This is a genomic window from Blochmannia endosymbiont of Camponotus pudorosus, from assembly GCF_059934925.1.
Genome location: NZ_CP011793.1, coordinates 625,454 through 652,009 on the forward strand (window position 1 = coordinate 625,454; position 26,556 = coordinate 652,009).

A 26,556-nucleotide genomic window follows, 5' to 3' on the forward strand; every position below is an offset into this window, starting at 1 on the left:
ATTCATATCTCATTCTTCTAATTCAATATTAATTGCTAAAGAACGAATTTCTTTCAACAAAACATTAAAGGATTCAGGCATGCCAGGTTCCATCACATGATTACCATCTATAATATTTTTATACATCTTTGTTCTTCCATTAACATCATCTGATTTTACTGTCAACATTTCTTGTAAAGTATACGAAGCTCCATATGCTTCTAATGCCCAAACTTCCATTTCTCCAAAACGTTGACCTCCAAATTGAGCTTTACCACCTAACGGTTGTTGAGTCACTAAACTATATGATCCAGTAGAACGTGCATGCATCTTATCATCTACTAAATGATTTAATTTTAACATATACATATACCCTACAGTAACCTTCCGTTCAAATACTTCTCCAGTACATCCATCAAATAAAGTAATCTGACCAGATTCTGGCAATCCAGATAATCCTAATAAATCTTTTATTTCCTGTTCTGTTGCTCCATCAAATACTGGAGTAGCAATAGGCATACCTTTTTTCAAATTTTTAGCTAATTCTAAAATCTCTAAATCTGAAAAATTATCAAGATTTACATGTTGTCTTAACCCTTTTCCTAAATCATAAGCTCTTTGAATAAACTGTCTTAATTGACTAATTTCTTTATGTTGTTTTAGTAAATTATCAATTTGATCACCTATACCTTTTGCTGCCATTCCTAAATGAGTTTCTAAAATTTGCCCAATATTCATCCTTGATGGAACTCCAAGAGGATTTAATACTATATCAACAGGAACTCCATATTCATCATACGGCATATCTTCTACAGGATTAATTTTTGAAATAACTCCTTTATTTCCATGTCGACCTGCCATTTTATCTCCAGGCTGTATATGACGTTTTACTGCTAAATATACCTTAACTACTTTTAATATTCCTGGAGCTAACTCATCTCCTTGAGTAACTTTTTTATATTGTGTTTCAATTTTTTTTTCAAATAAATTTTGTAAATCTAAATATTGATCAGATAATTGAGATAATTGATTTAATTTAATAGGATCATCTAATTTTATATTTAACCAAGATTTACGATTTGCTTGTAATAACTGTTCTTCTTTTACTTCCCCACTAGACATTAATAATTCATAAACACGCGAAAATAACGCAGACTCAAATATTCTTAATTCTTCTAATAGATCTTTCTTAATCTGATTTAACTTCATTGATTCAATTTGCAAAGCACGATTATCTTTATGAACCCCATCTCTAATAAACATTTGTACATCAATAACGGTTCCACACACTCCATTAGGTACACGTAAAGACGAATCTTTAACATCAGAAGCTTTTTCACCAAAAATAGCACGCAATAATTTCTCTTCTGGTGTTAATTGAGTTTCTCCTTTAGGAGTAATTTTTCCTACCAAAATCTCTCCTCCTACCACTTCTGCACCTATATATACAATGCCAGATTCATCCAATTTAGATAATGCTGATTCCCCAACATTTGGAATATCCGCTGTAATTTCTTCAGGACCTAATTTAGTATCTCTAGATATACAAATTAACTCTTGAATATGTATACTAGTAAACCTATCTTCTTGAACAACTCGCTCTGAAACTAACATAGAATCTTCAAAATTATATCCATTCCATGGCATAAAAGCTATACGCATATTCTGACCTAATGATAATTCACCTAAATCAGTAGAGGGTCCATCCGCTATTACATCTCCTCGATGTACTACTTCTCCTAAAGAAACACAAGGCCTTTGATTAATACAAGTATTTTGGTTAGATCGAATATATTTTGTTAAATTATAAATATCAATTCCTGATTCTTCAGAATACACTTCGCTTAAATCAACATGTATTATAATTCTAGATGCATCTACATATTTAACTACTCCTCCTCGATTAGCTACTACAGTCACTCCAGAATCTATTGCTACAGCACGCTCCATGCCGGTTCCTACTAAAGGTTTTTCACTTCGTATTAATGGAACAGCCTGACGTTGCATATTTGCTCCCATAAGAGCCCTATTTGCATCATCATGCTCAAGAAATGGAATTAATGATGCTGCAACTGACACGATTTGCTGTGTAGAAACATCCATATAATCAATTTGATCTTTTCTAAATAATCCAGATTCACCTTTATTACGACAAATAATAAAATCATCAATAAATTGACCTTGTAAATTAAGATTAGTATTAGCTTGAGCAATAATAAAATCCCCTTCTTCAATAGCAGATAAATAATGAATATTATTACTGACCACTCCATTATTAACTTTACGATAAGGAGTTTCTAAAAACCCATACTCATTAGCTCGAGCATATACAGATAAAGAATTAATCAACCCAATATTCGGTCCTTCTGGAGTTTCAATAGGACACACTCTTCCATAATGAGTAGGATGGACATCACGTACTTCAAACCCAGCACGCTCTCGAGTTAATCCTCCTGGTCCTAATGCAGAAATACGACGTTTATGAGTAATCTCAGATAATGGATTATTCTGATCCATAAATTGAGATAATTGACTAGAATTAAAAAACTCTCTAACTGCCGCAGAAATTGGTTTAGCATTAATTAAATCTTGAGGTGTTAATACATTTATATCTCCTAAAGATAACCGTTCTTTCACTGAGCGCTCTACCCGTATTAATCCAATTCTAAACTGATTCTCTACCATCTCTCCAACAGAACGTATTCTTCTATTTCCTAAATGATCAATATCATCTATATCTCCTTTCCCATTTCTAATATCAATTAATTTTTTTATCACATCAATAATATCATCGTTTGTTAAAATACCTATTCCTTTAATACTTTTACGCTGTAATGATCGATTAAATTTCATTCGTCCTACATCAGACAAATCATAACGCTCTTCTAAAAAAAATAAACTAGAAAATAAATATTCAGCTGCTTCTTTAGTAGGTGGTTCTCCTGGACGCATAACTCGATAAATTTCTACTAACGCATCAAATTTCGTCATGGTAGTATCAATACGCAAAGTTTCAGAAATATAATTACCACAATCTAAATCGTTACTAAATAAAACCTCAATTACATTAAATCCTGATTTAATTAAATTATTCAATATTTCGTAAGAAATTTCCGTATTAGCAGAAACTACTAATTCTCCAGTATTTTCATTTATATAATCTTTTATAAGTACTTTACCTAATAAATATCCAATAGGGACCTCAATTCTAGAAATATCATCTAACTTTAATTTATTAATATGTTTAGTTGTAATACGACGACCTTTTTCTACATATACAATATTATTCACTTTAATTTCAAATAATGCTGTTTCACCTCGTAACCTATCAGGTACTAAATGCATATACCATTGATTATCAATAACTTCATAAACTACTACATCAAAAAACATCTTTAAAATCTGATCATTAGTATAATTTAACGCTTTTAACAACACAGTCACTGGCAATTTACGCCTACGATCAATTCTAACAAACAAATTATCCTTTAAATCAAATTCAAAATCTAACCAAGACCCCCTATATGGAATAATACGTGCAGTATATAATACTTTTCCAGATGAATGCGTTTTACCTTTATCACTATCAAAAAAAACACCTGGACTTCTATGTAATTGAGATACAACAACTCTTTCAATCCCATTAATAATAAAAGTTCCATTATTAGTCATAAGCGGAATTTCACCCATGTACACTTCCTGTGATTGCATTTGTTTAGTTATTACATTACATTCATTATCTTGTTCATAAATTATCAAACATAGTTTCACTCGTAATGGAGCAGAAAAAGTAATGCCACGAGTTTGACATTCTTTTACATCAAATATCGGATCCTCTAATTTATAATCAATATACTGTAATTCAGAATTTCCATTATAACTTTTAATAGGAAAAACAGACTTAAAAGCAGCATCCAATCCGTGTCGATCATTTAAATCTTTTTTAATAAATTTTTTAAAAGAATCTAATTGAATAGAAAGAAGATACGGAATATCTAAAACTTTAGGTCTCTTTCCAAAATCCTTACGAACACGTTTTTTTTCGGTATAAGAATACACCACATTTTTCCTCGATTGAAAAACTACCATCAACTACATATAAAAATCTAAAAATAAAATTTATTTAAATTTATGTAAAATAATCATTATTTTTATTACATAAAAATATAATCAATTTCATTTATTATTACTTAAACATTCAACGCTAACTATGTTTATAAATAATCCAATTATTAATCAAATTAATAAATATTAAATATAACTATCATACAGTTAATTATTTAATTTCAATTTTTGCTCCAACTTCTTCTAATTTTTTCTTTAAATCTTCTGCATCCGATTTACTTACTGATTCTTTTAACGTTACTGGAGCAGACTCTACTAATTCCTTAGCTTCTTTTAAACCCAAACCAGTAACACTACGTACCATTTTAATAACAGGAATCTTATTATCTCCAATAACACTTAAAATAACAGTAAATTCAGTTTGTTCTGGCTGCACTGAGTGTGAAGATTTTATTGTTTTATCTTCACTATTAGCAATCAACTGCTCTGCAACTACTCCAAATTTTTTTTCTATCATAGAAACTAATTGCATTATATCCATAACAGACATTTCTGAAATAGCTTCTAAAACTTCTTCTTTTTTAAGCGACATAAACATTCCTAATATAAAATATGAAAAAAAAATACAAAATAAAGTAAATAAATATTACTTATCTATCTACATATGATTCGTATTCATACTGAATTATGATTTAATTTTCGATCAGATAATATTTTCAATATATTAATTAAATTTCCTATACTAATTATTTTTAAAACTAACACCAATTTTAACAAAGATTCTGTATGACTAGGCAACTCAGACAACAAATTAATCTGTTCCGCATTTATGAAACTACCTTCAAAAGCTGCACCTACTATCTGAAAATATTCATTATCTTTAGAAAATTTTACTAAAATACGAGCAGCATCTCTTGGATTATGAACAGAAAAAGCCACTACATTGCTTCCAAAAAAAACTTTAGACAAACACTCATATGATGTGCCTTGAACAGCCTTACTCAATAAAGAATTAGGTATAACCTTTATAGAAACACCCAAATCACGAGATTCTTTTCTTAATGTATTCATCATACACGCTGTTACTCCATTAAGAGAAGCCATAACTACAGATAAAGCATATTTAAAATCCTTTTTAATTCTGTGTACAATTTCTTCTTTTTTTTTAATACTTAAAATCATTTACTATATCACCCATTCATTTCTAACGAATAATCCTAACCTTGCTACCATAACATAACTTATTAATCACATAATATGTTAATTATACCTCTAATTATTTTAGACACTAACAAATTTTTTCTTAAATAACATATTCAGAACTCAAGACCTAAATTATTCTGAAAAAGAACTATAACCAACCGATACACATAACAATAACAAAATATAGTATCATAATTACTATTACAACTAATATATGGATATTTTTAAACTATTTTTATCTAACATTAGAGATCTGCCCATAGTAGTAGAAATAAATATTTTTTTTATATAAGTTCCTTTCAACTGAATTGGTTTAACCTGTTGTATAGAAATAATTAAAGCTTCCAAATTTTCTTGCAAATCTTTAACACTAAAATTAATCTTTCCAATCATTGAATGAACAATACCATTTTTATCATTTTTATACCGAATCTGTCCAGATTTAAAATTTGTAATAGATTCTTGTATATTTTGAGATATGGTTCCCATTTTCGGATTAGGCATTAACCCCCTAGGCCCTAAAATAGAACCTAACTTACTAACTATATGCATAACATCAGGAGAAGCAAGAACTACATCAAATCCTACACATCCATCCTTTTTGATTTTATCACATAAATCTTCTAATCCTACTAATTCTACACCTAATTTTTTAGCTAATTCTATATTGTTTCCCTGAGTAAAAACAGCTATCCTAACTTTTTTACCAATTCCATGTGGCATCAAAACACTATTACGTATATTTTGATCAGATTTACGAGCATCAATATCTAAATTAATTGCAGTTTCTACACTCTCTACAAACTTAGCCCTTGCAGTTTTCTTTAATAACTCAAATCCATCTAAAACATTATACTGAATCGATCGTCTATCTTCATGACATAATGCCGTATTTTTCATTTTATTTTTCATTCTATTCATGAATTATTTTCTACCTCAACTATTTCTAATCCCATAGATCGAGCAGTTCCTATAATAGATTTAGATATCTCTTCTAAATTTGCACCTGTCATATCAACTGATTTAATTCTAGCAATATCATCAATTTGAACTCGAGATATCTTTCCAGAATTTATAATTTTAGGTTTTCCTGAGCCTGACTGAATTCCAGCAGCTTTTTTTAACAAAAAAGAAGCTGGAGTCGTTTTAATAATAAACGAAAAAGATCGATCTACATATATAGTAATAACTACAGGAACCAATAATCCAGACTCAAAACTAGCGGTCCTAGAATTAAATTCCTTGCAAAACTGCATAATGTTTACTCCATGTTGACCTAATGCCGGACCAACAGGAGGACTAGGATTTGCTGAACCAGCAACAATTTGCAATTTAACGCAGGCTTGTATTTTTTTTATAATCATAATATTTAAATCGCTAAAACCAAAATAATCAACAATATTCTTTTCATGATAACCAAAAAAAACTCCCTTTTATAAACACATCAACCAATCTTAACTTCTCTTTCATAAAATACATATAATTTCTTACGTTCAAAAATTAAGATTTTTCAACTTGAGAAAAATCTAAATCCACAGGAGTAGACCGGCCAAAAATAGATACCGATACTTTCAATCTATTTTTTTCATAATCTACTTCCTCTACTACCGCGTTAAAATCTGAAAAAGGACCATCACTAACACGAATTAATTCACCAGGTTCAAATAAAGTCTTAGGACGTGGTTTATCTCCTATTTGCTGTAATCTATATATGATATTTTCAACTTCCTTATCTCCAACAGGAGCCGGTTTATCGCATGTACCCCCAACAAACCCCATAACTTTTGGAATACTCCTTACTAAATGCCAACTAGCATCATTCATAATCATTTGTATCAATACATATCCAGGAAAAAATTTCCGCTCACTTTTTCTTCTCTGACCAGCTCGCATCTCAACTACTTCTTCTGTAGGAATTAATATATCCCCAAACATAGAATCCATGTTTTTTATTTTAATATATTCATTTAATGAATGAGATACACTATTTTCAAACCCAGAGAATACTTGGATAACGTACCAACGTTTCTTTAGTGTATTTGTTACATCATTCATTATAATTTCAATCCAAAAGATATTAAATATAAAAAAACAGTATCTAATCCCCATAATACTAAAGATACAATCACAGTAACTATCACAATAACTAAAGTAGTATTTAAACTATCCTGACAAGTCGGCCAAACTACTTTTTGTAATTCAACACTAGACTCTTTTAAAAAAATAACCACTACTTTTCCTATCTTTGTTGTTAAAAAAATACCAATCGCTATCGATAAACAAAAAAACATTCCTACACTTTTTATATAAAAAGTACAATCATGAAACAAATAACTTTCTATACAAGAAAAAACTAATAATGAAATAACTCCAATCCATTTAATTATTTCTATAAACTCTACTTTTTTTATTTCCTTAATATTCATTTTTATTTTAATTCTTATCTAATCTTAATACCTTTATACCACAACATATACTCATATTATATAATAACACTACTCTAAATATATATTAATTGAACTAAATTATCTCATCCTATCACTTTAGATACTATTCCTGCTCCTACAGTACGACCTCCTTCTCTAATTGCAAAACGCAAACCATCGTCCATTGCTATAGGAGAAATTAAATGTACAGTCATTTTCACATTATCTCCAGGCATAACCATTTCTACTTCCTTTGGCAATTCAATAGTTCCAGTTACATCAGTAGTACGAAAATAAAACTGAGGTCTATATCCTTTAAAAAATGGAGTATGTCTTCCTCCCTCATCTTTATTAAGAATATATACTTCTGATTCAAAATTAGAATGAGGCTTGATACAACCCGGCTTAGATAATACTTGACCTCTCTCTACTTCATCTCGTTTAGTTCCACGTAAAAGAACGCCAACATTTTCTCCTGCTCGGCCTTCATCTAACAATTTTCTAAACATTTCTATTCCAGTGCATGTAGTTTTAATAGTTTCTTTTATTCCTACTATTTCTACTTCTTCTCCAACTCGAATAATTCCACTTTCAACACGACCAGTAACAACTGTTCCTCTTCCAGAAATAGAAAATACATCTTCTATTGGCAATAAAAACGGTTTCTCTATCAACCTTTGAGGTTCAGGAATATAATTATCAAGAGCATTAGATAAATCTAATATTTTACTAGCCCATATTTCCTCACCTTCTAGCGCTTTTAAAGCAGATCCTTGAATAATTGGCGCACTATCTCCAGGAAAATCGTATCTTGATAATAATTCTCTAACTTCCATTTCAACTAATTCTAATAATTCTTCATCATCTACCATATCACATTTGTTTAAAAATACTACAATATGAGGCACTCCAACCTGACGTGCCAATAATATATGTTCACGAGTTTGAGGCATAGGTCCATCAGTAGCAGCTACAACTAAAATAGCTCCATCCATTTGTGCTGCTCCAGTAATCATATTTTTTACATAATCTGCATGACCAGGACAATCAACATGAGCATAATGTCGAAAAGCAGTATCATATTCAACATGAGATGTATTAATAGTAATACCTCGAGCTTTCTCTTCAGGAGCATTATCTATTTGATCAAAAGCTCTAGCACATCCTCCATATTTTTTAGACAAAACAGTTGTTATAGCAGCAGTTAAAGTAGTTTTGCCATGATCAACATGACCAATAGTACCCACATTTATATGAGGCCTAATACGTTGAAATTTTTCTTTAGACACCTCTACGCTCCTTAATCTTTATTTATTTTTAACACCTATTTAATAAACACATTACGCTTATACACAACACAATAAACTAATTTATCACAATTAAAACAGACATACTATTATAATATAATAACACTTTAATTTCATTATCTAATTCTACGAGCATCTATAATTGATTGCGCTATATTATGAGGTACCTCATTATACTTTAAAAATTCCATAGAATGTGAGGCTCGTCCTTGCGTCTTAGAACGTAATGCAGTGGCATAACCAAACATTTCAGATAAAGGAACTTGAGCGCAAACAATTCTTCCACTTCCGACAACAGTAACACCGCTACTCTCTAAATTCATTATTACACCTCTACGACGATTTAAATCAGAAATAACATCACCCATATATTCCTCTGGAGTTTCAATATTCACTTGCATAATAGGTTCTAATAAAACAGGATGTGCTTTCATAAAACCCTCCTTAAAAGCCATAGAGCCCGCTATTTTAAAAGCTATTTCTGAAGAATCAACCTCATGATAAGAACCATCAAATACAGTTACACACACCCCTACAATAGGATAACCCGCTAAAACTCCATTACTGATTTGCTCTTGAACTCCCTTATCTATAGCAGGAATAAACTCTTTAGGAATCACACCGCCCACAATTTCACTCACAAACTTATAAGGAACACTGACCTCCTTCTTTACATTTAAATCAATAATAGGCTCAATACGCAACCATACATGACCAAACTGACCTCTTCCACCTGATTGACGAATAAATTTACCCTCTTGTTTTATGGAAGAACGAATTGTTTCTCTATAAGCAACTTGAGGCCTTCCTACATTAGCTTCTATATTAAATTCTCTTTTCATTCGCTCTACTAAAATTTCTAAATGCAATTCACCCATACCTGCAATAATAGTTTGCCCTGAATCCTGATCTATCCATACTCTAAAAGATGGATCTTCCTGAGATAAACGATTTAAAGCTACTCCCATCTTTTCTTGATCTAACTTAGTTTTAGCTTCAACCATAACAGAAATAACAGGTTCTGGAAACTCCATACGTTCTAAAATAATAGGATTCACTGGATCGCATAATGTATCTCCAGTAGACACATCTTTTAAACCAATAGCTGCTGCAATATCTCCTGAATACACTGATTTAATTTCTTCCCTCTTATTTGCATGCATTTGCACAATTCTTCCAAATCTTTCTCTTTTTCCTTTAACAGAATTAAAAATATTATCTCCAGAATTTACTACTCCTGAATACACACGAAAAAAAGTTAAATTACCTACAAACGGATCATTAGCCACTTTAAACGCTAATGCTGAAAAAGGTTCATCATCTCTAGAATAACGTTCTACTTTAGTCAATCCATCATCTAATACTCCTGTAACTGATACAATATCAATAGGAGACGGCAAATACTCTACTACAGCATCTAAAATCGCCTGAACACCTTTATTTTTAAACGAAGAACCACAAGTTACTAAAAGAATTTCATTTTTCAATACTCTCTTACGCAATGCTTTTCTTATTTCATTCTCGGTAAATACATCACCATTAGATAAATACTTATCTAATAATTCTTCCGATTCTTCAACAGCAGATTCTACTAAATTTTTACGCCATAAATTTGATAAATCAACCAAATTCTCCGGTACATCCTCATAAAAAAAATTCACTCCTTGATCATGATCATTCCATTTAATCGATTTCATTTTTATTAAATCAATAATTCCAGTAAATTTATCTTCTGAACCTAAAGCTAACTGTATAGGAACAGGATTAGCACATAATTTAGTTCTTAATTCTTCTACTACACGTAAATAATCAGCACCTATACGATCCATTTTATTTATAAATGCTATTCTAGGTACTTTATATTTATTTGCTTGACGCCATACGGTTTCTGATTGTGGTTGTACTCCTCCAACAGCACAATATACCATGACTACTCCATCCAAAACACGCATTGATCGTTCTACTTCGATAGTAAAATCAACATGTCCAGGAGTATCAATTATATTTATCCGATGTAATGGAAATTGATTTTCCATGCCAGACCAAAAACATGTAGTAGCAGCAGAAGTTATAGTAATACCACGTTCTTGTTCCTGTTCCATCCAATCCATAGTAGCAGATCCTGTATGCACTTCTCCAATCTTATGATTGACTCCAGTATAAAACAAAATTCTTTCAGTAGTAGTAGTTTTACCTGCATCTATATGAGCACTAATACCAATATTACGATAATATATAATTGGAGTTATTCGACTATTCATTATACCCTCAAATACATCTAAAATTATAAACTACACTAATACAAACAAAACATTATTAATATATAAAATAACAATCATCTATATACAAAATAAATATATATAAAAACAACTTGCATATATCTTATGCGCTCATATACATAATTTTTTTATAAACCACACATTACTTACCATCTATAATGAGCAAATGCTCTATTAGATTCTGCTATACGATGAACTTCTTCACGTTTTTTCACCGAATTTCCTTTACCTTCTGAAGCATCTAACAATTCATTCGCTAAACGAATTTCCATAGACCTATCTTGTCTTTTTCGAGCAGATTCAATAATCCATCTCATGGCTAAAGTATTTCTACGAATCATTTTAACTTCCACCGGAACCTGATATGTTGATCCCCCTACACGCCTGGATTTTACTTCTACCACAGGACGAACATTATCTAAAGCTATTTCAAATAATTCTATACAATCTTTTCCAGACTTACCCTTCAAAATATCTAAAGCAGAATATACTATAAATTCTGCTATAGATTTCTTCCCATTATACATTAATATATTAATAAACTTTGCTAAAAGATTTGATTGAAACTTTGAGTCAGGAATAATCATACGTTTTTCAGTAACACGACGACGCGACATATACCTACCATCCCTTTCATATATCAACTAAATATACCATAAAACTGCACTGTTCAATTAATTATAAACTTTAATTAAATACGACACACTTCTCTCCCTCATTCAAAAAAACAACACAACACAATCTATCAACTTCTTCTATTACTATTTCGGTTTCTTAGCGCCATATTTAGATCTTCCTTTTTTTCTATCTTTCACTCCAGCACAATCTAAAGCTCCACGTACAACATGATACCTTACTCCTGGTAAATCTTTAACTCTTCCTCCCCTAATCAAAATAGAAGCATGTTCTTGTAAATTATGACCTTCTCCACCAATATAACAAGTCACCTCCAATCCATTAGTTAAACGCACTCTGCACACCTTTCTAAGAGCAGAGTTTGGCTTTTTTGGAGTTGTAGTATATACACGAACGCACACTCCTCTTCTTTGAGGACATCCACCTAAAGCAGGAACATTACTTTTTGACATTCTAACAGAACGAGAATTACGAACAAGCTGATTTATAGTAACCATCTTCTTATTATCTTATATTTAAATCCTAATTGTTTATATCTATACTAAACTATTACTATTATTTTCAATAAAACACACATATCCATAACATTTTAAAAGTATTCTATAATACTAACTTGCCTTAATTTAGTACTAGCCAACAGTAAAGTCAAGAAAAATTAAAATAAAACTCCTCTTACACATAAATAGCTATAACATTACTAATACTATGATAACAACTCTTATCACAACATTCAATTATAAAATTTATAAACACCACTTAACATAATTACTATTTATACAAAAATTTCACGCCTATATTATCATCAAACACAAACATTAATAAATTATATCAATCAATAATCATATACTTCACTCAATACAATTTAATAAATTAAAAATATAAATATATCCAAATCAACAAATAATACCAGTCAAAGCAATAGAAATAATTGATACAAACAAAATAAATTTAACAAACAACGGTTTCATTATCTTCCTCTTCATAATACTTATTAAGAATCAAAATTCTATTAAAATAATTACAATATACTTTATATGTAACAATATTTTTCATTCTAATACATCTAAGACTATTCCTCAATATACTACTAAAATAATAACATACTATTATTCACAGTATCCTAAAAATTATTAAATTAAACATTAAACATAATAATTTCCATACTATTACAAATAACAATAACACTCATAATGTTATATATTATGATCTTTTATTTATATGAATAAATATGCTGTTTCTTTAAATACTTCTAATTACTTAAAATATTTAACACACAAAATACTATACAAAATTTAATTTTAAATAAAAATATATATTATATTCCATATATAACGCAATGAGTTTAATATGCATTAATTTTTACACTATATTGTCTTTTCTACACAAAAACATAATATAACACCATTATTTTGATTTTTTATGTAAAAAAACATATATAGATACATATATCTATTGTTTACTGCAACAAAACAATTTTTACTCTCGTATACTTAAAATTTATTAATATATAAATAATTGTATCGAAATTTATCTAATAAAAATATAAATTTTTAAAATAAAATACTATAATGTGACTATTACTTAATATCTGCATAAATACATACTTGATATACACAACATATAAGAAAGAATTAAATTATAATTGCTCATATTATAAAATCACTTCATTATCCACTACAAAATAAAAACTACTACTTACATTACATTCTTAACATAACAAAAATACTTTCTACCTTATACCTCTAATATAAAATACAGAAATACCATAATTACACTATAATACTTACTTATTATTTGTTATTTCAATAATGCATAAAATTAAACAACATTTGATATCCTTGTTCAGTCAAGACACTTTCAGGATGAAATTGAACTCCTTCTATAAATAAACTACGATGACGAATTCCCATAATTTCTTGATCTTTGCTAGCGCTGCATATACTCCACGCTGTTACTTCTAAACATATAGGAATACTATTTAAATCTACTAATAAAGAATGATATCTAACCACACATAAAGATTGCATTAATCCAAAAAATACTCCTTTATTATTATGAGAAATAACAGAAGATTTTCCATGCATTATTACTTGAGCACATTTCAACCTAGCTCCAAAAAATTGAGCAATAACTTGATGTCCTAAACATATTCCAAAAATTGGAATTTTATTACAAAAATAACTAACTGCTTGCAAAGAAATACCTGAATTTCCTGGAGTTCCAGGACCAGGAGAAATTACTAATCGATCTGGAGTTAAATGATCTAAATCTGATAAATTAATAGAATCATGTCTTTTTACTTCCACGATTCCACCCATTTCTCTAAAATACTGATATAAATTCCAAGTAAAAGAATCATAATTGTCTATTATCAAAATCTTATTCATACAACCATACTCTACTTCACACACAATTCACTTAAATTAAAAATACTATACTTTCAATTATTTCTACACATACTGATACAATATCTATATTTTTAAAAATCATAAAAACTAAAAATAATCTATTAAACTAATTTAAATCTATTAATCACTTATTAAATCAATAATTTATCAATCATTTTTATATAAAATACATTTTGTATATTATAAACCTATTGATTGATACACTTTCTTTAAAATTAAATTAGCTTTAAGACGTGCTCTTTGTGCGCCAACACATAATATACGATTTAATCTATTTTCATCAGAACGTTCACTAAAATAACGCTTTTGTATTTGATTAAGAACCAAAAATAGCGATTGCATTAAATTACTCTTTAATTGAAAATACGTTTTGCCCTTAAAAATAGATTCTAAATGACTTATAGATTTTCCACTAATTCCAGAAAAAATAGTTAATAAATTAGAAATTCCTGGTTTATTTATAGGATCATAATAAATTGTTGGAGGTTGATCAGAATCCGTAATCGCAGATTTAATCTTTTTAGAAACAAGATCAATATTGTCTAATAAAGAAATATAGTTATTAGCGTTTTGATCTGATTTAGACATTTTTTTAGATGGATTTAATAATGACATAATACGAGATCCAAAATTTGGCACTAACACCTTCGGTATAGTAAAAATCTTTCCAAATTTTTTATTAAACCTTCGAGCAATACTACAAACTAATTCTAAATGTTGCTTTTGATCATCCCCAACAGGAACAAAATTAGTTTGATATAATAAAATATCAGCAGCCATCAATATTGGATAAGACAACAATCCCACATTAATATTATCTTTTTTACATCTTGATTTTTCCTTAAACTGAATCATTCGATTCAATTCTCCGCAATACGTATAACAATTCAATATCCAATTTAATTGACTATGCTCAGGGACATGAGATTGTACAAATATTGTGCTAACATTAGGATCCACACCACACGCTAAGTACAACGCTAATGTATCTAAAGATACCTCTCTTAAAGAAGTACTAGTAGTGCCTGAAGTAGTTGTAATTGAATGTAAATCAACTATACAATACATACACTCATAATATTGCTGCATTTTCACCCAATGACGGATAGTTCCAATATAATTACCTATAGTTAACTTTCCTGATGGCTGTGTACCACTAAATACAATTAACTTAGCCATAATTATGGTAAATATCTCTTAACTTTAATATATAAAATATTATATTTAAAATGCACATTAAATCTATTCTACAATTTTACATTAGTTAGAACTTTATTTAAATTAATACACATATACTTTTACTTAAAATTACCGAATAAGACAAATAATTTATATTAAATAAACCACTCAATATATAATAATGATATTTATTAAAAAATTTTGTATAATATTTCAATATATATCACAATAAAAAATCATTTTGGCAGCATCAATCGAAACATATGAATAGCATCATGATAATTTGAAGAATTAAAAATTGCTGAACCTATAATAAAAACATTTGCTCCAGCTTGATAAACTAAATCAAAGTTTTTTAAATTAATTCCTCCATCTACTGCTAAATTAATATTACTATTTACTTCATCTATTAATTTTCGAGCATTATGTATCTTATTCAAAATTTCAGGTAAAAATACTTGTCCTCCAAATCCCGGATTCACTGACATTAATATTATTAAATCAATTTTATTAACTACATATTTCAAACAATCAAGAGTTGTTTTAGGATTTAATACTAATCCCACATTACATCCATTCTCTTTAATTAATTGTATTGATCGATCTATATCTTCTGTTGATTCTGGATGAAAACTAATACAAGTTGCGCCTGCATCAGCACAATCTAGTATTAAATTATCTATTGGTTTTGCCATTAAATGCACATCAATAGGAATGGCAATACCATAATTACGCAATGACTTTAATACCATAGGCCCAATACTTAAATTAGGAACATAATGATTATCCATAATATCAAAATGCAAAATATCTGCGCCAGCAGATATTAAACATGATACTTCCTCTCCTAATTTTGAAAAATCAGCAGACAATATAGAAGGCTCTATTAAAAATTGAGTTATTATTTTTTTTTTAAAATTATTCATATCTATTGAATATTATGTTTATTTTTAAATCAATAAACTATAATGATATCTTTCACATGCATATCAATCAACATATATTGTGAAACTTACTTTTAAATTTTAATATTGCATTATATAATTAATATAACAATAATAAAAATCTGAAAGCATTAACAAGATTTATATTCATTTAATTAAATTATTCTTTATGGAGCTTAGTACTAAATTTTCTCTAACACCCATAAAAACCCCTGCACTACCTATTGCTGTAGGCAACACTAAATTAATTTTTCCTAATTTTGATTTTTTATCACGTATCATATACTCAATATAATCCTCTGCTTTCATCTCCTTAGGCCCGAATACAGGAAGATGAGCTCTTTTTAATAACAATTTAACTCGTATAGCATCCCTAACATTTATAAACTTTTTTAAATGTAGCGCAGTATTAATTGCCATCATTATTCCCGCCGATACTGCTTCTCCATGAGACCACGTGCTATATTTTAAATAAGATTCTATTGCATGACCATAAGTATGTCCAAGATTTAATAAATTCCTTTTCCCTACTTTTGTTTCACGTTCATCTAATGACACTACAGATGCTTTTAATTCACAACAACGATAAACACAATACATTAAAGATGCAGGATTCAACTTCAACAAATCATTTAAATTATTTTCTAACCAATTAAAAAAATTAGAGTCAAAAGCAATAGCATACTTAATCACCTCTGCTAGTCCAGAAGAAAACTCTTTTGTATGCAAAGTGAACAAACAATCTAAATCAATCACTACCAAAACAGGCTGATGAAAAGCTCCAATCATATTTTTACCGAGTATATGATTAATTCCTGTTTTGCCACCAATAGATGCATCTACTTGAGCTAACAAAGTTGTGGGAATTTGAATAAAACGTATTCCCCTTTGATATATTGCTGCAGCAAATCCAGTAACATCTCCAATCACACCTCCTCCTAATGCAATTAATACCGTGTTTCGATCAGAATTATTATTCAATAATTTTGTAAAAATTTGATCTAAAGTAGATAAAGACTTATTTTGTTCACCTATCGGTAAAATTAACTGATCAGTTATAATGCCAAGTGAATTTAATGTACTACATATTGTATCCAAATACAAAGAAGCAACTTGAACATCCGTAATAAATACTACTATATCTCCCTTTTTCAAAACCCTAAAAAAATTCGTATTTTTTAAAATACCATGAGCTATAAAAACAGAATAACTTCTTTCTCCTAATTTAATAATAATTTCTTTCATAATAAATAAACTATTTAAATATTAATGAACAAAATACACCAATTTTTATTATAAATATCATTTCTACGTAATATGCTTTTTTTTACATAATAGAAGAATTTTATTCACTACAAATCTAACATTTGGTTCATCAGTAGATACAATTATATTTGCAATTTCTTCATACAATGGATTTCGTTCTTTAGCTAAAGACTCCAATATCTCCCTAATACTTTTATCATTATTGGATGCACCATTATTATTAGATAATTGCAATAATGGTCTCCTTTTATCACGCTTAGTTCTTATTAATTGTTTATCGATAGTTGTTTTTAAATATATTACTAACCCTCTAGTAGAAAGATGATTTCTAGTGATACTGGATATAATCGATCCTCCTCCAGTCGCTAAAACAATCCCATTTTTCTTTGTTAATTCGTTAATTATCTTTTCTTCGCGATCACGAAAACCAGATTCACCTTCTACATCAAATACCCAGCTAATATTTGCTCCTGTACGCCTTTCAATTTCTTGATCAGAATCAAAAAATAATAAATCCAATTGTTTAGCTAAATGACGACCTACTGTACTTTTACCAGCTCCCATAGGGCCAACTAAAAAAATATTTTGTCTTTCTACTAACATAATATAATTTCTATATATAAAGTGTATTGATATGAATATTATTCATTCCAGCGCTTCAAATATTTTTATAACCCACATTAAAAATAACTTTTACACCAAAAAACAAAAAATCAACTTAATATATATTGACATAATAAATAATACCATATCTTTTTTTTTAAAAATATCAACCAATCAAACCATTTTAAAATATTTAAATTGCATTGTATTATAAATTGTCTATAAATTACAATTATAAAACTTATACTCTATTCCTAACACACCACTCTTGGTACCCAAAATAATAATAGAAAACACATATAATATAGATTATATAATGTATATCAATAATATTAAAGATACATTTAATCAATACATATATGCATTGTATATCTATTTGTTTGTCTAATTGATTGCTTACTCATTCATTTTATTTAATATATAACATAATTTGTAGAAATAATAATACTAACTTAAATATTTCTTGCATTAATTTTGTATAATTTTAAAAATTACATATTAATTTAATATTTTTGATATCCATATTACCATCTAAAAAATCGACTTAATTATATTTATAAAAACTTATTACTACGTATATATATTGTGTAAAAACGAAAAATAATTTCATTCATTACTGATATAAAATATATAATATTTTTAATTTTTGTCATTATCAATGCACTGAATATTTATTCTTATATATAAATAAATATTTCTTTAATGAAATCCAATTTTTTTCAAAATACACATGTAATATTCATTTAAAATTTAGTAAAATTTATTATATATAATTATTTAGTAAATGAGATATAAAAAATGTTAAATATTACCGACTCTGCCCAAAAACATCTTACTGATCTTTTAAGTAAACAAAACAAAAATACTCAAATACGTCTTTCTGCAAAAAACCCAGGAACATTATATGCACAATGTAATCTTAGTTATTATGTTCCAACACAATCATCTCATACTGCTAATGACTTAAAAATTAAATTTGATCAATTTGATGTATATATAGAAAAAAAAATAATACCTTTTATTCAAAACACTAAAATAGATATTATTTCTGATAATTTAGGAATTCAAATTACTATTCAATCTCCTAACCTAAAAAAATCAACTAACAATTCTGATAATATAAACAATGAAATAAATAATGACGCTTCACTAGAAAATAAAATAAAACACGTATTAGAATATCAAATTAATCCACAACTAGCAATACATGGAGGAAGCATATCTTTAATAAAAATCACAGAAGATTTATTAGCAGTTCTTCAATTTCATGGAGGATGCAACGGATGTGCTATGGCTTTTTATACTATTAAAGAAGGCATAGAAACCACCTTAAAAAAGCTTTTTCCGGAACTAAAAGGAGTAATTGATTCTACCTCACATCAAAGAGGAAGACATTCCTATTATTAAAGCATAGATACTCACACATTGCGCTTTTATAAATCAAATTCAATATTATTGAATATAACAATTATTAATTATATTATATATGATTTACTTTGAAAAACTAAGACGATTATTATAGTAATTTTAATATAATAATCGTCTACATTATATTAATAATATACAATCTATAATAACCAATTTAATATTCTACGTATAGGTTCTGCTGCTCCCCAAAGTAATTGATCCCCTACAGTAAAAGCAGAAATAAACTCATTACCTATATTCATTTGACGTAACCGACCAATTGCAATCCTTAAAGTACCTGATACTGATAAAGGAGTCAATTTATCAATAGATAAATTAAATTGATTCGGGACAACATCAACCCAAACATTATGAGAGCCTATCAAATTTTCTATTTCTGTTAAACATAATTTCTTTTTTAATTTAATAACTAAAGATTGACTATGGCAACGTAATGAACACACTCGGACACATAAACTATCTATTGGAATTAATTCAGACGTATTGAGAATTTTATTAGTTTCCAACTGTCCTTTCCATTCTTCTTGTGATTGTCCTCTATGTTGGATATATTCTTCTCCGATCCATGGTAATACATTTCCAATTAACGGTTTCTTAAAACAATCTGTCATAATAGCATCAGTCTTACTAAATTCAGTAATAACACGTTCAATTTCTAAAATAGTCATTTGTGAATTATTTAATACATTTGAAATTATGTTATACACTTGTCCTATTTGCACTAATAATTCTTTTATAGCTTGAGCTCCATAACCAGAAGCTGCCTGATAAGTAGCAACAGAAATCCATTCAACTAAATTTTGTTCAAACAAACCACCTAATGCCATTAACATTAAACTTACAGTACAATTACCTCCAACAAATGTTTTAATTCCATTATTTATACTTCTTTCTATTACCAATTTATTTACAGGATCAAGAACAATTACAGCATCCTGATGCATTCTTAAATAGGAAGCTGTATCAATCCAATATCCAGTCCAACCTATTTTTCTTAACTTTGGATATATAAATCTAGTATATGTGCTGCCTTGACACGTAATAATCACATCTAATGATTCTAAATATTCTATATCCCAGGCGTCTTGTAAAATTAAATTTTGTTGATTTCGAATTACTTCAGGCGATTTTTCTCCTATTTGAGATGTAGAAAAAAAAATTGCATAAAATCGATTAAAATCATACTCTTCCTTCATTCGATTCATTAAAACTGAACCTACCATACCTCTCCAACCAATAAGACCAACCTTTTTCATTACTATTATCTCTTAAATTCTATTAAATATATTTGATAAAACATAATTTATATATATCGTGATAATTAAAAACTAAATTTTGTTAAAAACAAAAAACATATCTATGATATATATACAATATCTAATTACCAAAATTTTATATAACTCTATATTAATATAATTAATAATTTATCTTACATAAGAAAGAAAGTACATAAAATAAATATAACTTTTAGGAAAATAATAATGAATGAAATGATATCTGCTACAATTCTATTATTTTTAATAATGGATCCCATCGGAAATTTACCAATTTTTATGTCCATACTGAAAGATTTGTCACCAAAAAGACGTCAAATCATAGTAATTAGAGAAATGATAATTGCTTTATTACTAATGTTAGGATTTTTATTTGTTGGAGAACATATATTAACCTTTCTTAATTTACATACAGAAACGGTATCAATTTCAGGAGGAATCGTTTTATTTTTAATCGCTATAAAAATGATTTTTCCTGAACAAGAAGGAAATAATTCTGGATTTTCTAATGAAGAAGAACCTTTTTTAGTTCCACTTGCTATTCCATTAGTCGCAGGACCATCAGTCTTAGCAACATTATTACTATTATCTCATCAATATCCTCACCATACTAATTTATTAATCATCGCATTAATTATTGCTTGGGGATTATCTATATTAATTTTAATGCTATCCAATTTGCTTTCTAAATTGTTGGGTAATAAAGGTATTAATGCATTAGAACGATTGATGGGATTATTACTAATCATGATTTCTACTCAAATGCTTCTCGATGGTATACGCAACTATCTATATCCATAAATACTATATAATAAGTATTATTACTATAAACATAAAAAACAATTAACCGAGCTTTTAAAAAACACAACAACTCATAACAAAAAGCCGGTTAATTGTTAATTATATTTTAAATTATACACGATTTACATTATGAATAATTTCTGATATTCCGTACAAATAATATAAATAGACCAATTAGTTGTTTTTTTACTTTATATCCTCTATACCAAAATTAATTAGATATACTACTATTCATATAATTTATCAAAAACATAATACATCTTCTTTTGAAGATACTATAAAAATAAAAATTATAAATTTTTTAAAAATTTGTTTTATATATACGTGCATAACAAAAAATCAGAACCAATAATCATATTATTCTTATAATTTAATAATTTTTTTGTTTATTAAAATACTTAGTAAAAATACATATACTTTAAATAATGAGGTACCGATTCATTTGCATTACTTCCAATAATCTCAAGAAATGGTAATGCTTCTTTTAAACTCCTCGAAGCATTATACATGATACAACCTTTTCCAGTTATCGATAACATTTCCTGATCATTCATGCCATCTCCAAACGATATGCAATCCTTCAGTTGATATCCCAAAAAATTTACTACTTTCTTTAACGCAGATCCTTTCGATACTCCACCAGGCATTACTTCTAAACATGTTGGAAACGAAAAACTAACATTTACTCGACAACCCCAACGTTCAATTATTTTTTTTTCTAACAAAAATAATCTTTGATAATTTTCACTAGTAAAATATATTTTACTAACATCATGTAAGGATAAGATTTTTTTTTCATATATTTCATAATATGAAACAAAATTTTTTAAAAAAAACATATGATTATATGAATATTTATTAATTACCCATTCATTATCATGTTTAAAAAAATTAGTAATTATTTGTGAATCATACTGTGCTATTTTCAACAAATCATATACAATTTCTAAATCCAAAACATAAGAAATAATTAACTTACTATCAGCATTATAAATACTTGATCCATTCGAAGTGATAATATAATCATAAATATTTAAATAATCGCGTATTGCTAACACATTAATATAATGTCTTCCAGTAGCCAAAATAAAATGAATTTTAAAAGTATTAACCAATAAATTTACAATTTTTTTAGTGAAATACGTTAATTGATTACTTGGCGTTAATAACGTACCATCTAAATCTGATACAACAATACAAAACATACACAATCTCTATTTAATCATTAACAAAAATTTAATTACAATACTATCAAAAATTTAAATAACACACATACAACACCACTTAAAAAAGTAATATCAATTATATATCACGTTATATATGCGATATTAATAAATTTAAATCTATATTTATACTTGTTTACATCAAACATGTTATAGTTAACAAACTATAACAAAACATACAATTATAAATAATATTATAACCAATTTTTATATTTAAAATACAAATATGGAGCTAATCCAGTTAAAATCATTAAAATAATTGCACTAGGATATCCAAATGACCATTTTAATTCTGGCATGAACTCAAAATTCATTCCATAACTAGACGCTATCAAAGTAGGTGGTAAAAAAACAATTGAAAATATTTTTATAATACGATTTTGCTCTATATTAATTAATCCCATTACTGATTGAGTCAAAAAACTAACTTTTTGCAAAATACATTCGTTATATGGTAATAACAAGGTTATATCACTCAAAATTTCATTAGCATATCGTTTTTGAGTTACAGGAAGTTTTGATTGACGGGACAAAAATTTCATTGCTCTTTCAGTATCCAATAAATTTATACGAATTTTCCAACTTATACTTTCTAATTCAGCTAAATTAGAAAGTATACTATCATACTCATCAATTTGCTGACCTCCCATAATTACAAAACTCAATGCTTCTAAAGTAGAATAAATATGTTCTATTTTATCTGTTAAATCATTAAGCTTTAACGAAAATAAATTCAATAACAATTCATATGCATTGCCATCAACTAATAAATGATGATGTAAAGATTTTTGATACATACAAAATACTGGAAATCTTGATTTACATAGTGTATATAAGCAATCATTATATATAACAAAAGATACAATTGTATTATTTATTTGATCATGATCGTCATACGAAAAAAAGAAAGATCGAATATGAATCCAATATGTATCATTAAAAAAACGTTTATTTTTTATATTACTAAATTCAAAAAAATTTAATTTATATCGTTCTAATATATGTTGTGTATAATAATTTTCATTATCACTTGATTGAACTATATCCACCCAAATAATATTATTAACTGAACTAGATATATCTTTTTCATCAATACGAAATAAACGATTATTTTTTAATTGAAATACCTTAAGCATATTCATACTATCACTTCTTCATTATTACTAATATATATTTGAATTAAATTTAAAATAATCAACAATCAAACAATAGGATCAACGGCAGGTTATATCATATATAATTATCATATGAAATAAATTCAAAAACACATTTACAATAAATACAACAAAACCAAAAAATAAAACATATATACCTAATATGTCTATACAACTAACTCTATTAACAATCATCTATATTTAATAAAGATATTTTATTTAATTTACACATATATTTTAAGCAACTATATATATTTTTTATTTCAATTTTCTGAATAAAAATACAAGCACTTACTGTTATAACTATCTACATATAAAATATGTAACACATTGATTATATCAATATAAATATAAATAATACTGATACCCTATAAAATATAGAATAAAAATTTTTAATTATATTCAATACAAAACATTATCATGTCATATATAAAATATGATCTAATTATTTAATTATGTACAAATATCAACATGTATAATTACTACAGAAACATATGAATACAAGAATTATAAATAAAGATATTAAATCTTTATAGTAAAATACTCTTTATTTTCACTTCATCAATCAACGTATATCCAATTATCTCAAGTATTCATCTAATATATCTATTTCATCATTTCAGTATTTTATACACTTTATTTTATTTTATAAATAAAATTTGAATTTTTTATAAAAAATGCGTTAAAGACATCAAATCAGAAATTACTAAATGTGGTAATAATTTAGTTCCAAAAAGTATACCACTTTCCGAATTTAAAGTATATTTCTGAATCCAACAAGATTGCATTCCAGACAATATTGCACCTTTAATATCAGATTGTAAATCATCTCCTATATGTAAAATATATTTACAAGAAATACCAAAATATTTTGATGATAAAAAATACATATCTTCATAAGGTTTAGATCGACCATGCACACCTGCTCTTAAAATATCACTAAAATATTTATTTAAACCACACAATATAGGATTTACATTACCATTAGTAATAGCAATTAAAGGCCATCTAGAACTTAATACTTCCAATGCTTTAATTGTATTCACAGAAATATTAATTTGATTTCTCCAATACATAATTATTTCCATCGCATAATCTGCTCCCAATTGTGCATCATGTTTAGAAAGACCGGATTTTAATAAAACATTTTCTATGGATTTCCATCTCCAATCATTCACATCATGATAAATTTCAGGATCTAATAATTTTACTATTTTCTTAGAAAAAGAAAAATCTACCTTTTTTAAATTAAATAAAGCAGGATGATATTTTCTTAAAAAAGATATTGACTCTTCTTCAGCTCTAAAAATAATTGGATTGTTATTATACAAAGTATTATCTAAATCTAAAGTAATAGCATAAAAAGGTTTAATAGATCGATAAAATTGAATCAATTTTTTCAACTTCAACATTCCTAAATTAATAATTAATATTACAAATTATTTTAAAAATAAATACATCCATCATATATATATGATGTAGGGCCCATCATATACAATGAATGACCTATACCTTTCCAAGATATAAATAAATTCCCTCCTGGTAAAGATACTTGTACTGATCGTTCCTGTTGTACTAATAATCCTTGCTGTATTCCAAAAGCAACGGCTGCACACGCAGCACTACCACAAGCTTGAGTTTCGCCTACTCCACGTTCGTATACCCGAAGTTCAATGCTCTCCATATTAATAATTTTCATAAAACTTATATTAGATTTTTTAGGAAAACAATGATGATTTTCCAAAGCAAACCCTAATGTATCCACAGAAATTGATTGGATAGATTCCACTAAAACAATGCAATGTGGATTACCAACTGAAACTACCCCACATAATATTGTTTGTGTTGGCAAATACAAAATATAATTTTTTTGATATTGAGAAAAAACAAAAGGTATTTTATTCGGATCAAATATTGGTTCCCCCATATCTATAGATACAAAATTATCATCTATAATAGATACATACATATTTTTAGAATTAGTACTAATCCTAATGTTTTGTTTATTAGTTAATCTTTTCATATATACAAATCTAGCAACACAACGTATCCCATTGCCACACTGATATACTTCTGATCCATCTGCATTATAAATTCGACAATGAAAATCAATAGTAGGATCATATGGAGGTTCTACTGTCAATAATTGATCAAATCCAATACCACGATGTCTATTAGATAACCATTGAATCGTGTCAAAAGTAAGATGAACCTTTTGAGTAATAGAATCAACAATGACAAAATCATTACCTAACCCATGCATTTTTGAAAATTGCATATATCCTCATATAATACTATTAAATTAAACCAAAAAATAAACTATGATAATATATACTATCTTATTTCTTAACACCTTAATATTCATTTATGTAATATTATAA

General features: G+C 27.6%; 23 protein-coding genes. 2 read left to right on the plus strand and 21 right to left on the minus strand.

Going from position 1 to position 26,556, the window contains the following annotated elements; all coding sequences use genetic code 11:
- Positions 1 to 9: 9 nt before the first annotated feature.
- From rpoB to aroK, 16 genes are all read right to left on the minus strand, one after another.
- Positions 10 to 4,041 (minus strand): DNA-directed RNA polymerase subunit beta, encoded by a 4,032-nt coding sequence (rpoB, locus tag Bpudo544_RS02815; protein ID WP_500825263.1) that lies wholly within the window; start codon positions 4,039 to 4,041, stop codon positions 10 to 12.
- A 214-nt stretch (positions 4,042 to 4,255) separates the two neighbouring features.
- A complete protein-coding gene (gene rplL / locus Bpudo544_RS02820) occupies positions 4,256 to 4,636 on the minus strand; it encodes a 50S ribosomal protein L7/L12 (RefSeq protein ID WP_500825264.1) in 381 nt (126 codons plus the stop codon).
- Between the two features lie 83 nt (positions 4,637 to 4,719).
- Positions 4,720 to 5,226, minus strand: a complete 507-nt coding sequence (gene rplJ / locus Bpudo544_RS02825; protein WP_500825265.1) for a 50S ribosomal protein L10 — start codon at positions 5,224 to 5,226, stop codon at positions 4,720 to 4,722.
- 228 nt (positions 5,227 to 5,454) lie between these two features.
- Complete coding sequence (gene rplA / locus Bpudo544_RS02830) at positions 5,455 to 6,159, minus strand: 50S ribosomal protein L1 (RefSeq protein ID WP_500825650.1); 705 nt, start codon at positions 6,157 to 6,159, stop codon at positions 5,455 to 5,457.
- A gap of 5 nt (positions 6,160 to 6,164) precedes the next feature.
- Complete coding sequence (gene rplK, locus Bpudo544_RS02835) at positions 6,165 to 6,611, minus strand: 50S ribosomal protein L11 (protein ID WP_500825266.1); 447 nt, start codon at positions 6,609 to 6,611, stop codon at positions 6,165 to 6,167.
- 136 nt (positions 6,612 to 6,747) lie between these two features.
- On the minus strand, positions 6,748 to 7,302 hold the full coding sequence (nusG, locus tag Bpudo544_RS02840) for a transcription termination/antitermination protein NusG (protein WP_500825267.1): 555 nt from the start codon (positions 7,300 to 7,302) through the stop codon (positions 6,748 to 6,750).
- A complete protein-coding gene (gene secE, locus Bpudo544_RS02845) occupies positions 7,302 to 7,673 on the minus strand; it encodes a preprotein translocase subunit SecE (RefSeq protein WP_500825268.1) in 372 nt (123 codons plus the stop codon). The genes nusG and secE overlap by 1 nt, the downstream gene beginning before the upstream one ends.
- Positions 7,674 to 7,777: 104 nt before the next feature.
- The gene (tuf, locus tag Bpudo544_RS02850) at positions 7,778 to 8,962 is read right to left on the minus strand and encodes an elongation factor Tu (RefSeq protein WP_500825269.1); all 1,185 of its coding nucleotides are present in this window, start codon (positions 8,960 to 8,962) and stop codon (positions 7,778 to 7,780) included.
- 134 nt (positions 8,963 to 9,096) lie between these two features.
- Positions 9,097 to 11,241, minus strand: a complete 2,145-nt coding sequence (fusA, locus tag Bpudo544_RS02855) for an elongation factor G (protein ID WP_500825270.1) — start codon at positions 11,239 to 11,241, stop codon at positions 9,097 to 9,099.
- A 164-nt stretch (positions 11,242 to 11,405) separates the two neighbouring features.
- The gene (gene rpsG, locus Bpudo544_RS02860) at positions 11,406 to 11,876 is read right to left on the minus strand and encodes a 30S ribosomal protein S7 (protein WP_500825271.1); all 471 of its coding nucleotides are present in this window, start codon (positions 11,874 to 11,876) and stop codon (positions 11,406 to 11,408) included.
- Between the two features lie 144 nt (positions 11,877 to 12,020).
- Positions 12,021 to 12,392 (minus strand): 30S ribosomal protein S12, encoded by a 372-nt coding sequence (rpsL, locus tag Bpudo544_RS02865; RefSeq protein WP_500825272.1) that lies wholly within the window; start codon positions 12,390 to 12,392, stop codon positions 12,021 to 12,023.
- Between the two features lie 1,305 nt (positions 12,393 to 13,697).
- Complete coding sequence (locus tag Bpudo544_RS02870; RefSeq protein WP_500825273.1) at positions 13,698 to 14,282, minus strand: anthranilate synthase component II; 585 nt, start codon at positions 14,280 to 14,282, stop codon at positions 13,698 to 13,700.
- 201 nt (positions 14,283 to 14,483) lie between these two features.
- Positions 14,484 to 15,482, minus strand: a complete 999-nt coding sequence (trpS, locus tag Bpudo544_RS02875) for a tryptophan--tRNA ligase (RefSeq protein ID WP_500825274.1) — start codon at positions 15,480 to 15,482, stop codon at positions 14,484 to 14,486.
- A gap of 236 nt (positions 15,483 to 15,718) precedes the next feature.
- Positions 15,719 to 16,384, minus strand: a complete 666-nt coding sequence (rpe, locus tag Bpudo544_RS02880) for a ribulose-phosphate 3-epimerase (protein WP_500825652.1) — start codon at positions 16,382 to 16,384, stop codon at positions 15,719 to 15,721.
- A 189-nt stretch (positions 16,385 to 16,573) separates the two neighbouring features.
- The gene (aroB, locus tag Bpudo544_RS02885; protein WP_500825275.1) at positions 16,574 to 17,671 is read right to left on the minus strand and encodes a 3-dehydroquinate synthase; all 1,098 of its coding nucleotides are present in this window, start codon (positions 17,669 to 17,671) and stop codon (positions 16,574 to 16,576) included.
- A gap of 63 nt (positions 17,672 to 17,734) precedes the next feature.
- Positions 17,735 to 18,295 carry a shikimate kinase AroK gene (gene aroK / locus Bpudo544_RS02890; protein ID WP_500825276.1) on the minus strand — a complete coding sequence of 187 codons (561 nt, stop codon included), beginning with the start codon at positions 18,293 to 18,295 and terminating at the stop codon, positions 17,735 to 17,737.
- 798 nt (positions 18,296 to 19,093) lie between these two features.
- Between aroK and Bpudo544_RS02895 the strand changes: the two genes are divergently transcribed.
- Positions 19,094 to 19,702 carry an NfuA family Fe-S biogenesis protein gene (locus tag Bpudo544_RS02895; RefSeq protein ID WP_500825277.1) on the plus strand — a complete coding sequence of 203 codons (609 nt, stop codon included), beginning with the start codon at positions 19,094 to 19,096 and terminating at the stop codon, positions 19,700 to 19,702.
- A 161-nt stretch (positions 19,703 to 19,863) separates the two neighbouring features.
- Here Bpudo544_RS02895 and asd read toward each other — a convergent pair whose 3' ends face one another.
- Complete coding sequence (gene asd, locus Bpudo544_RS02900) at positions 19,864 to 20,979, minus strand: aspartate-semialdehyde dehydrogenase (protein ID WP_500825278.1); 1,116 nt, start codon at positions 20,977 to 20,979, stop codon at positions 19,864 to 19,866.
- A 225-nt stretch (positions 20,980 to 21,204) separates the two neighbouring features.
- Here asd and Bpudo544_RS02905 point away from each other — a divergent pair, with 225 nt between their 5' ends.
- Positions 21,205 to 21,798: a YhgN family NAAT transporter gene (locus tag Bpudo544_RS02905; RefSeq protein WP_500825279.1), complete on the plus strand. Its 594-nt coding sequence runs from the start codon at positions 21,205 to 21,207 to the stop codon at positions 21,796 to 21,798.
- A gap of 398 nt (positions 21,799 to 22,196) precedes the next feature.
- On the opposite strand, the gene Bpudo544_RS02910 is transcribed toward Bpudo544_RS02905, so the two are convergent.
- The 4 genes from Bpudo544_RS02910 to dapF form a co-directional block, all read right to left on the minus strand.
- The gene (locus Bpudo544_RS02910) at positions 22,197 to 23,003 is read right to left on the minus strand and encodes a Cof-type HAD-IIB family hydrolase (RefSeq protein ID WP_500825280.1); all 807 of its coding nucleotides are present in this window, start codon (positions 23,001 to 23,003) and stop codon (positions 22,197 to 22,199) included.
- Between the two features lie 212 nt (positions 23,004 to 23,215).
- Complete coding sequence (corA, locus tag Bpudo544_RS02915; protein ID WP_500825653.1) at positions 23,216 to 24,157, minus strand: magnesium/cobalt transporter CorA; 942 nt, start codon at positions 24,155 to 24,157, stop codon at positions 23,216 to 23,218.
- A 686-nt stretch (positions 24,158 to 24,843) separates the two neighbouring features.
- Positions 24,844 to 25,587, minus strand: a complete 744-nt coding sequence (gene yigB, locus Bpudo544_RS02920; RefSeq protein WP_500825281.1) for a 5-amino-6-(5-phospho-D-ribitylamino)uracil phosphatase YigB — start codon at positions 25,585 to 25,587, stop codon at positions 24,844 to 24,846.
- 32 nt (positions 25,588 to 25,619) lie between these two features.
- On the minus strand, positions 25,620 to 26,453 hold the full coding sequence (dapF, locus tag Bpudo544_RS02925) for a diaminopimelate epimerase (RefSeq protein WP_500825282.1): 834 nt from the start codon (positions 26,451 to 26,453) through the stop codon (positions 25,620 to 25,622).
- Positions 26,454 to 26,556: the final 103 nt, after the last annotated feature.

Bases quoted from the DNA above. Each gene is read 5' to 3' on its own strand.
- rplK (WP_500825266.1), bottom strand. From the start codon at position 6,611: ATGATTATAAAAAAAATACAAGCCTGCGTTAAATTGCAAATTGTTGCT.
- trpS (WP_500825274.1), bottom strand. From the start codon at position 15,482: ATGGCTAAGTTAATTGTATTTAGTGGTACACAGCCATCAGGAAAGTTA.
- corA (WP_500825653.1), bottom strand. From the start codon at position 24,157: ATGCTTAAGGTATTTCAATTAAAAAATAATCGTTTATTTCGTATTGAT.
- rplL (WP_500825264.1), bottom strand. From the start codon at position 4,636: ATGTCGCTTAAAAAAGAAGAAGTTTTAGAAGCTATTTCAGAAATGTCT.
- rplA (WP_500825650.1), bottom strand. From the start codon at position 6,159: ATGAAAAATAAAATGAAAAATACGGCATTATGTCATGAAGATAGACGA.
- secE (WP_500825268.1), bottom strand. From the start codon at position 7,673: ATGAATATTAAGGAAATAAAAAAAGTAGAGTTTATAGAAATAATTAAA.
- Bpudo544_RS02910 (WP_500825280.1), bottom strand. From the start codon at position 23,003: ATGTTTTGTATTGTTGTATCAGATTTAGATGGTACGTTATTAACGCCA.
- asd (WP_500825278.1), bottom strand. From the start codon at position 20,979: ATGAAAAAGGTTGGTCTTATTGGTTGGAGAGGTATGGTAGGTTCAGTT.
- dapF (WP_500825282.1), bottom strand. From the start codon at position 26,453: ATGCAATTTTCAAAAATGCATGGGTTAGGTAATGATTTTGTCATTGTT.
- fusA (WP_500825270.1), bottom strand. From the start codon at position 11,241: ATGAATAGTCGAATAACTCCAATTATATATTATCGTAATATTGGTATT.
- aroB (WP_500825275.1), bottom strand. From the start codon at position 17,671: ATGAAAGAAATTATTATTAAATTAGGAGAAAGAAGTTATTCTGTTTTT.
- rpsL (WP_500825272.1), bottom strand. From the start codon at position 12,392: ATGGTTACTATAAATCAGCTTGTTCGTAATTCTCGTTCTGTTAGAATG.
- aroK (WP_500825276.1), bottom strand. From the start codon at position 18,295: ATGTTAGTAGAAAGACAAAATATTTTTTTAGTTGGCCCTATGGGAGCT.
- Bpudo544_RS02905 (WP_500825279.1), top strand. From the start codon at position 21,205: ATGAATGAAATGATATCTGCTACAATTCTATTATTTTTAATAATGGAT.
- nusG (WP_500825267.1), bottom strand. From the start codon at position 7,302: ATGAATGATGTAACAAATACACTAAAGAAACGTTGGTACGTTATCCAA.
- Bpudo544_RS02895 (WP_500825277.1), top strand. From the start codon at position 19,094: ATGTTAAATATTACCGACTCTGCCCAAAAACATCTTACTGATCTTTTA.
- Bpudo544_RS02870 (WP_500825273.1), bottom strand. From the start codon at position 14,282: ATGAATAAGATTTTGATAATAGACAATTATGATTCTTTTACTTGGAAT.
- rplJ (WP_500825265.1), bottom strand. From the start codon at position 5,226: ATGATTTTAAGTATTAAAAAAAAAGAAGAAATTGTACACAGAATTAAA.
- rpsG (WP_500825271.1), bottom strand. From the start codon at position 11,876: ATGTCGCGTCGTCGTGTTACTGAAAAACGTATGATTATTCCTGACTCA.
- yigB (WP_500825281.1), bottom strand. From the start codon at position 25,587: ATGTTGAAGTTGAAAAAATTGATTCAATTTTATCGATCTATTAAACCT.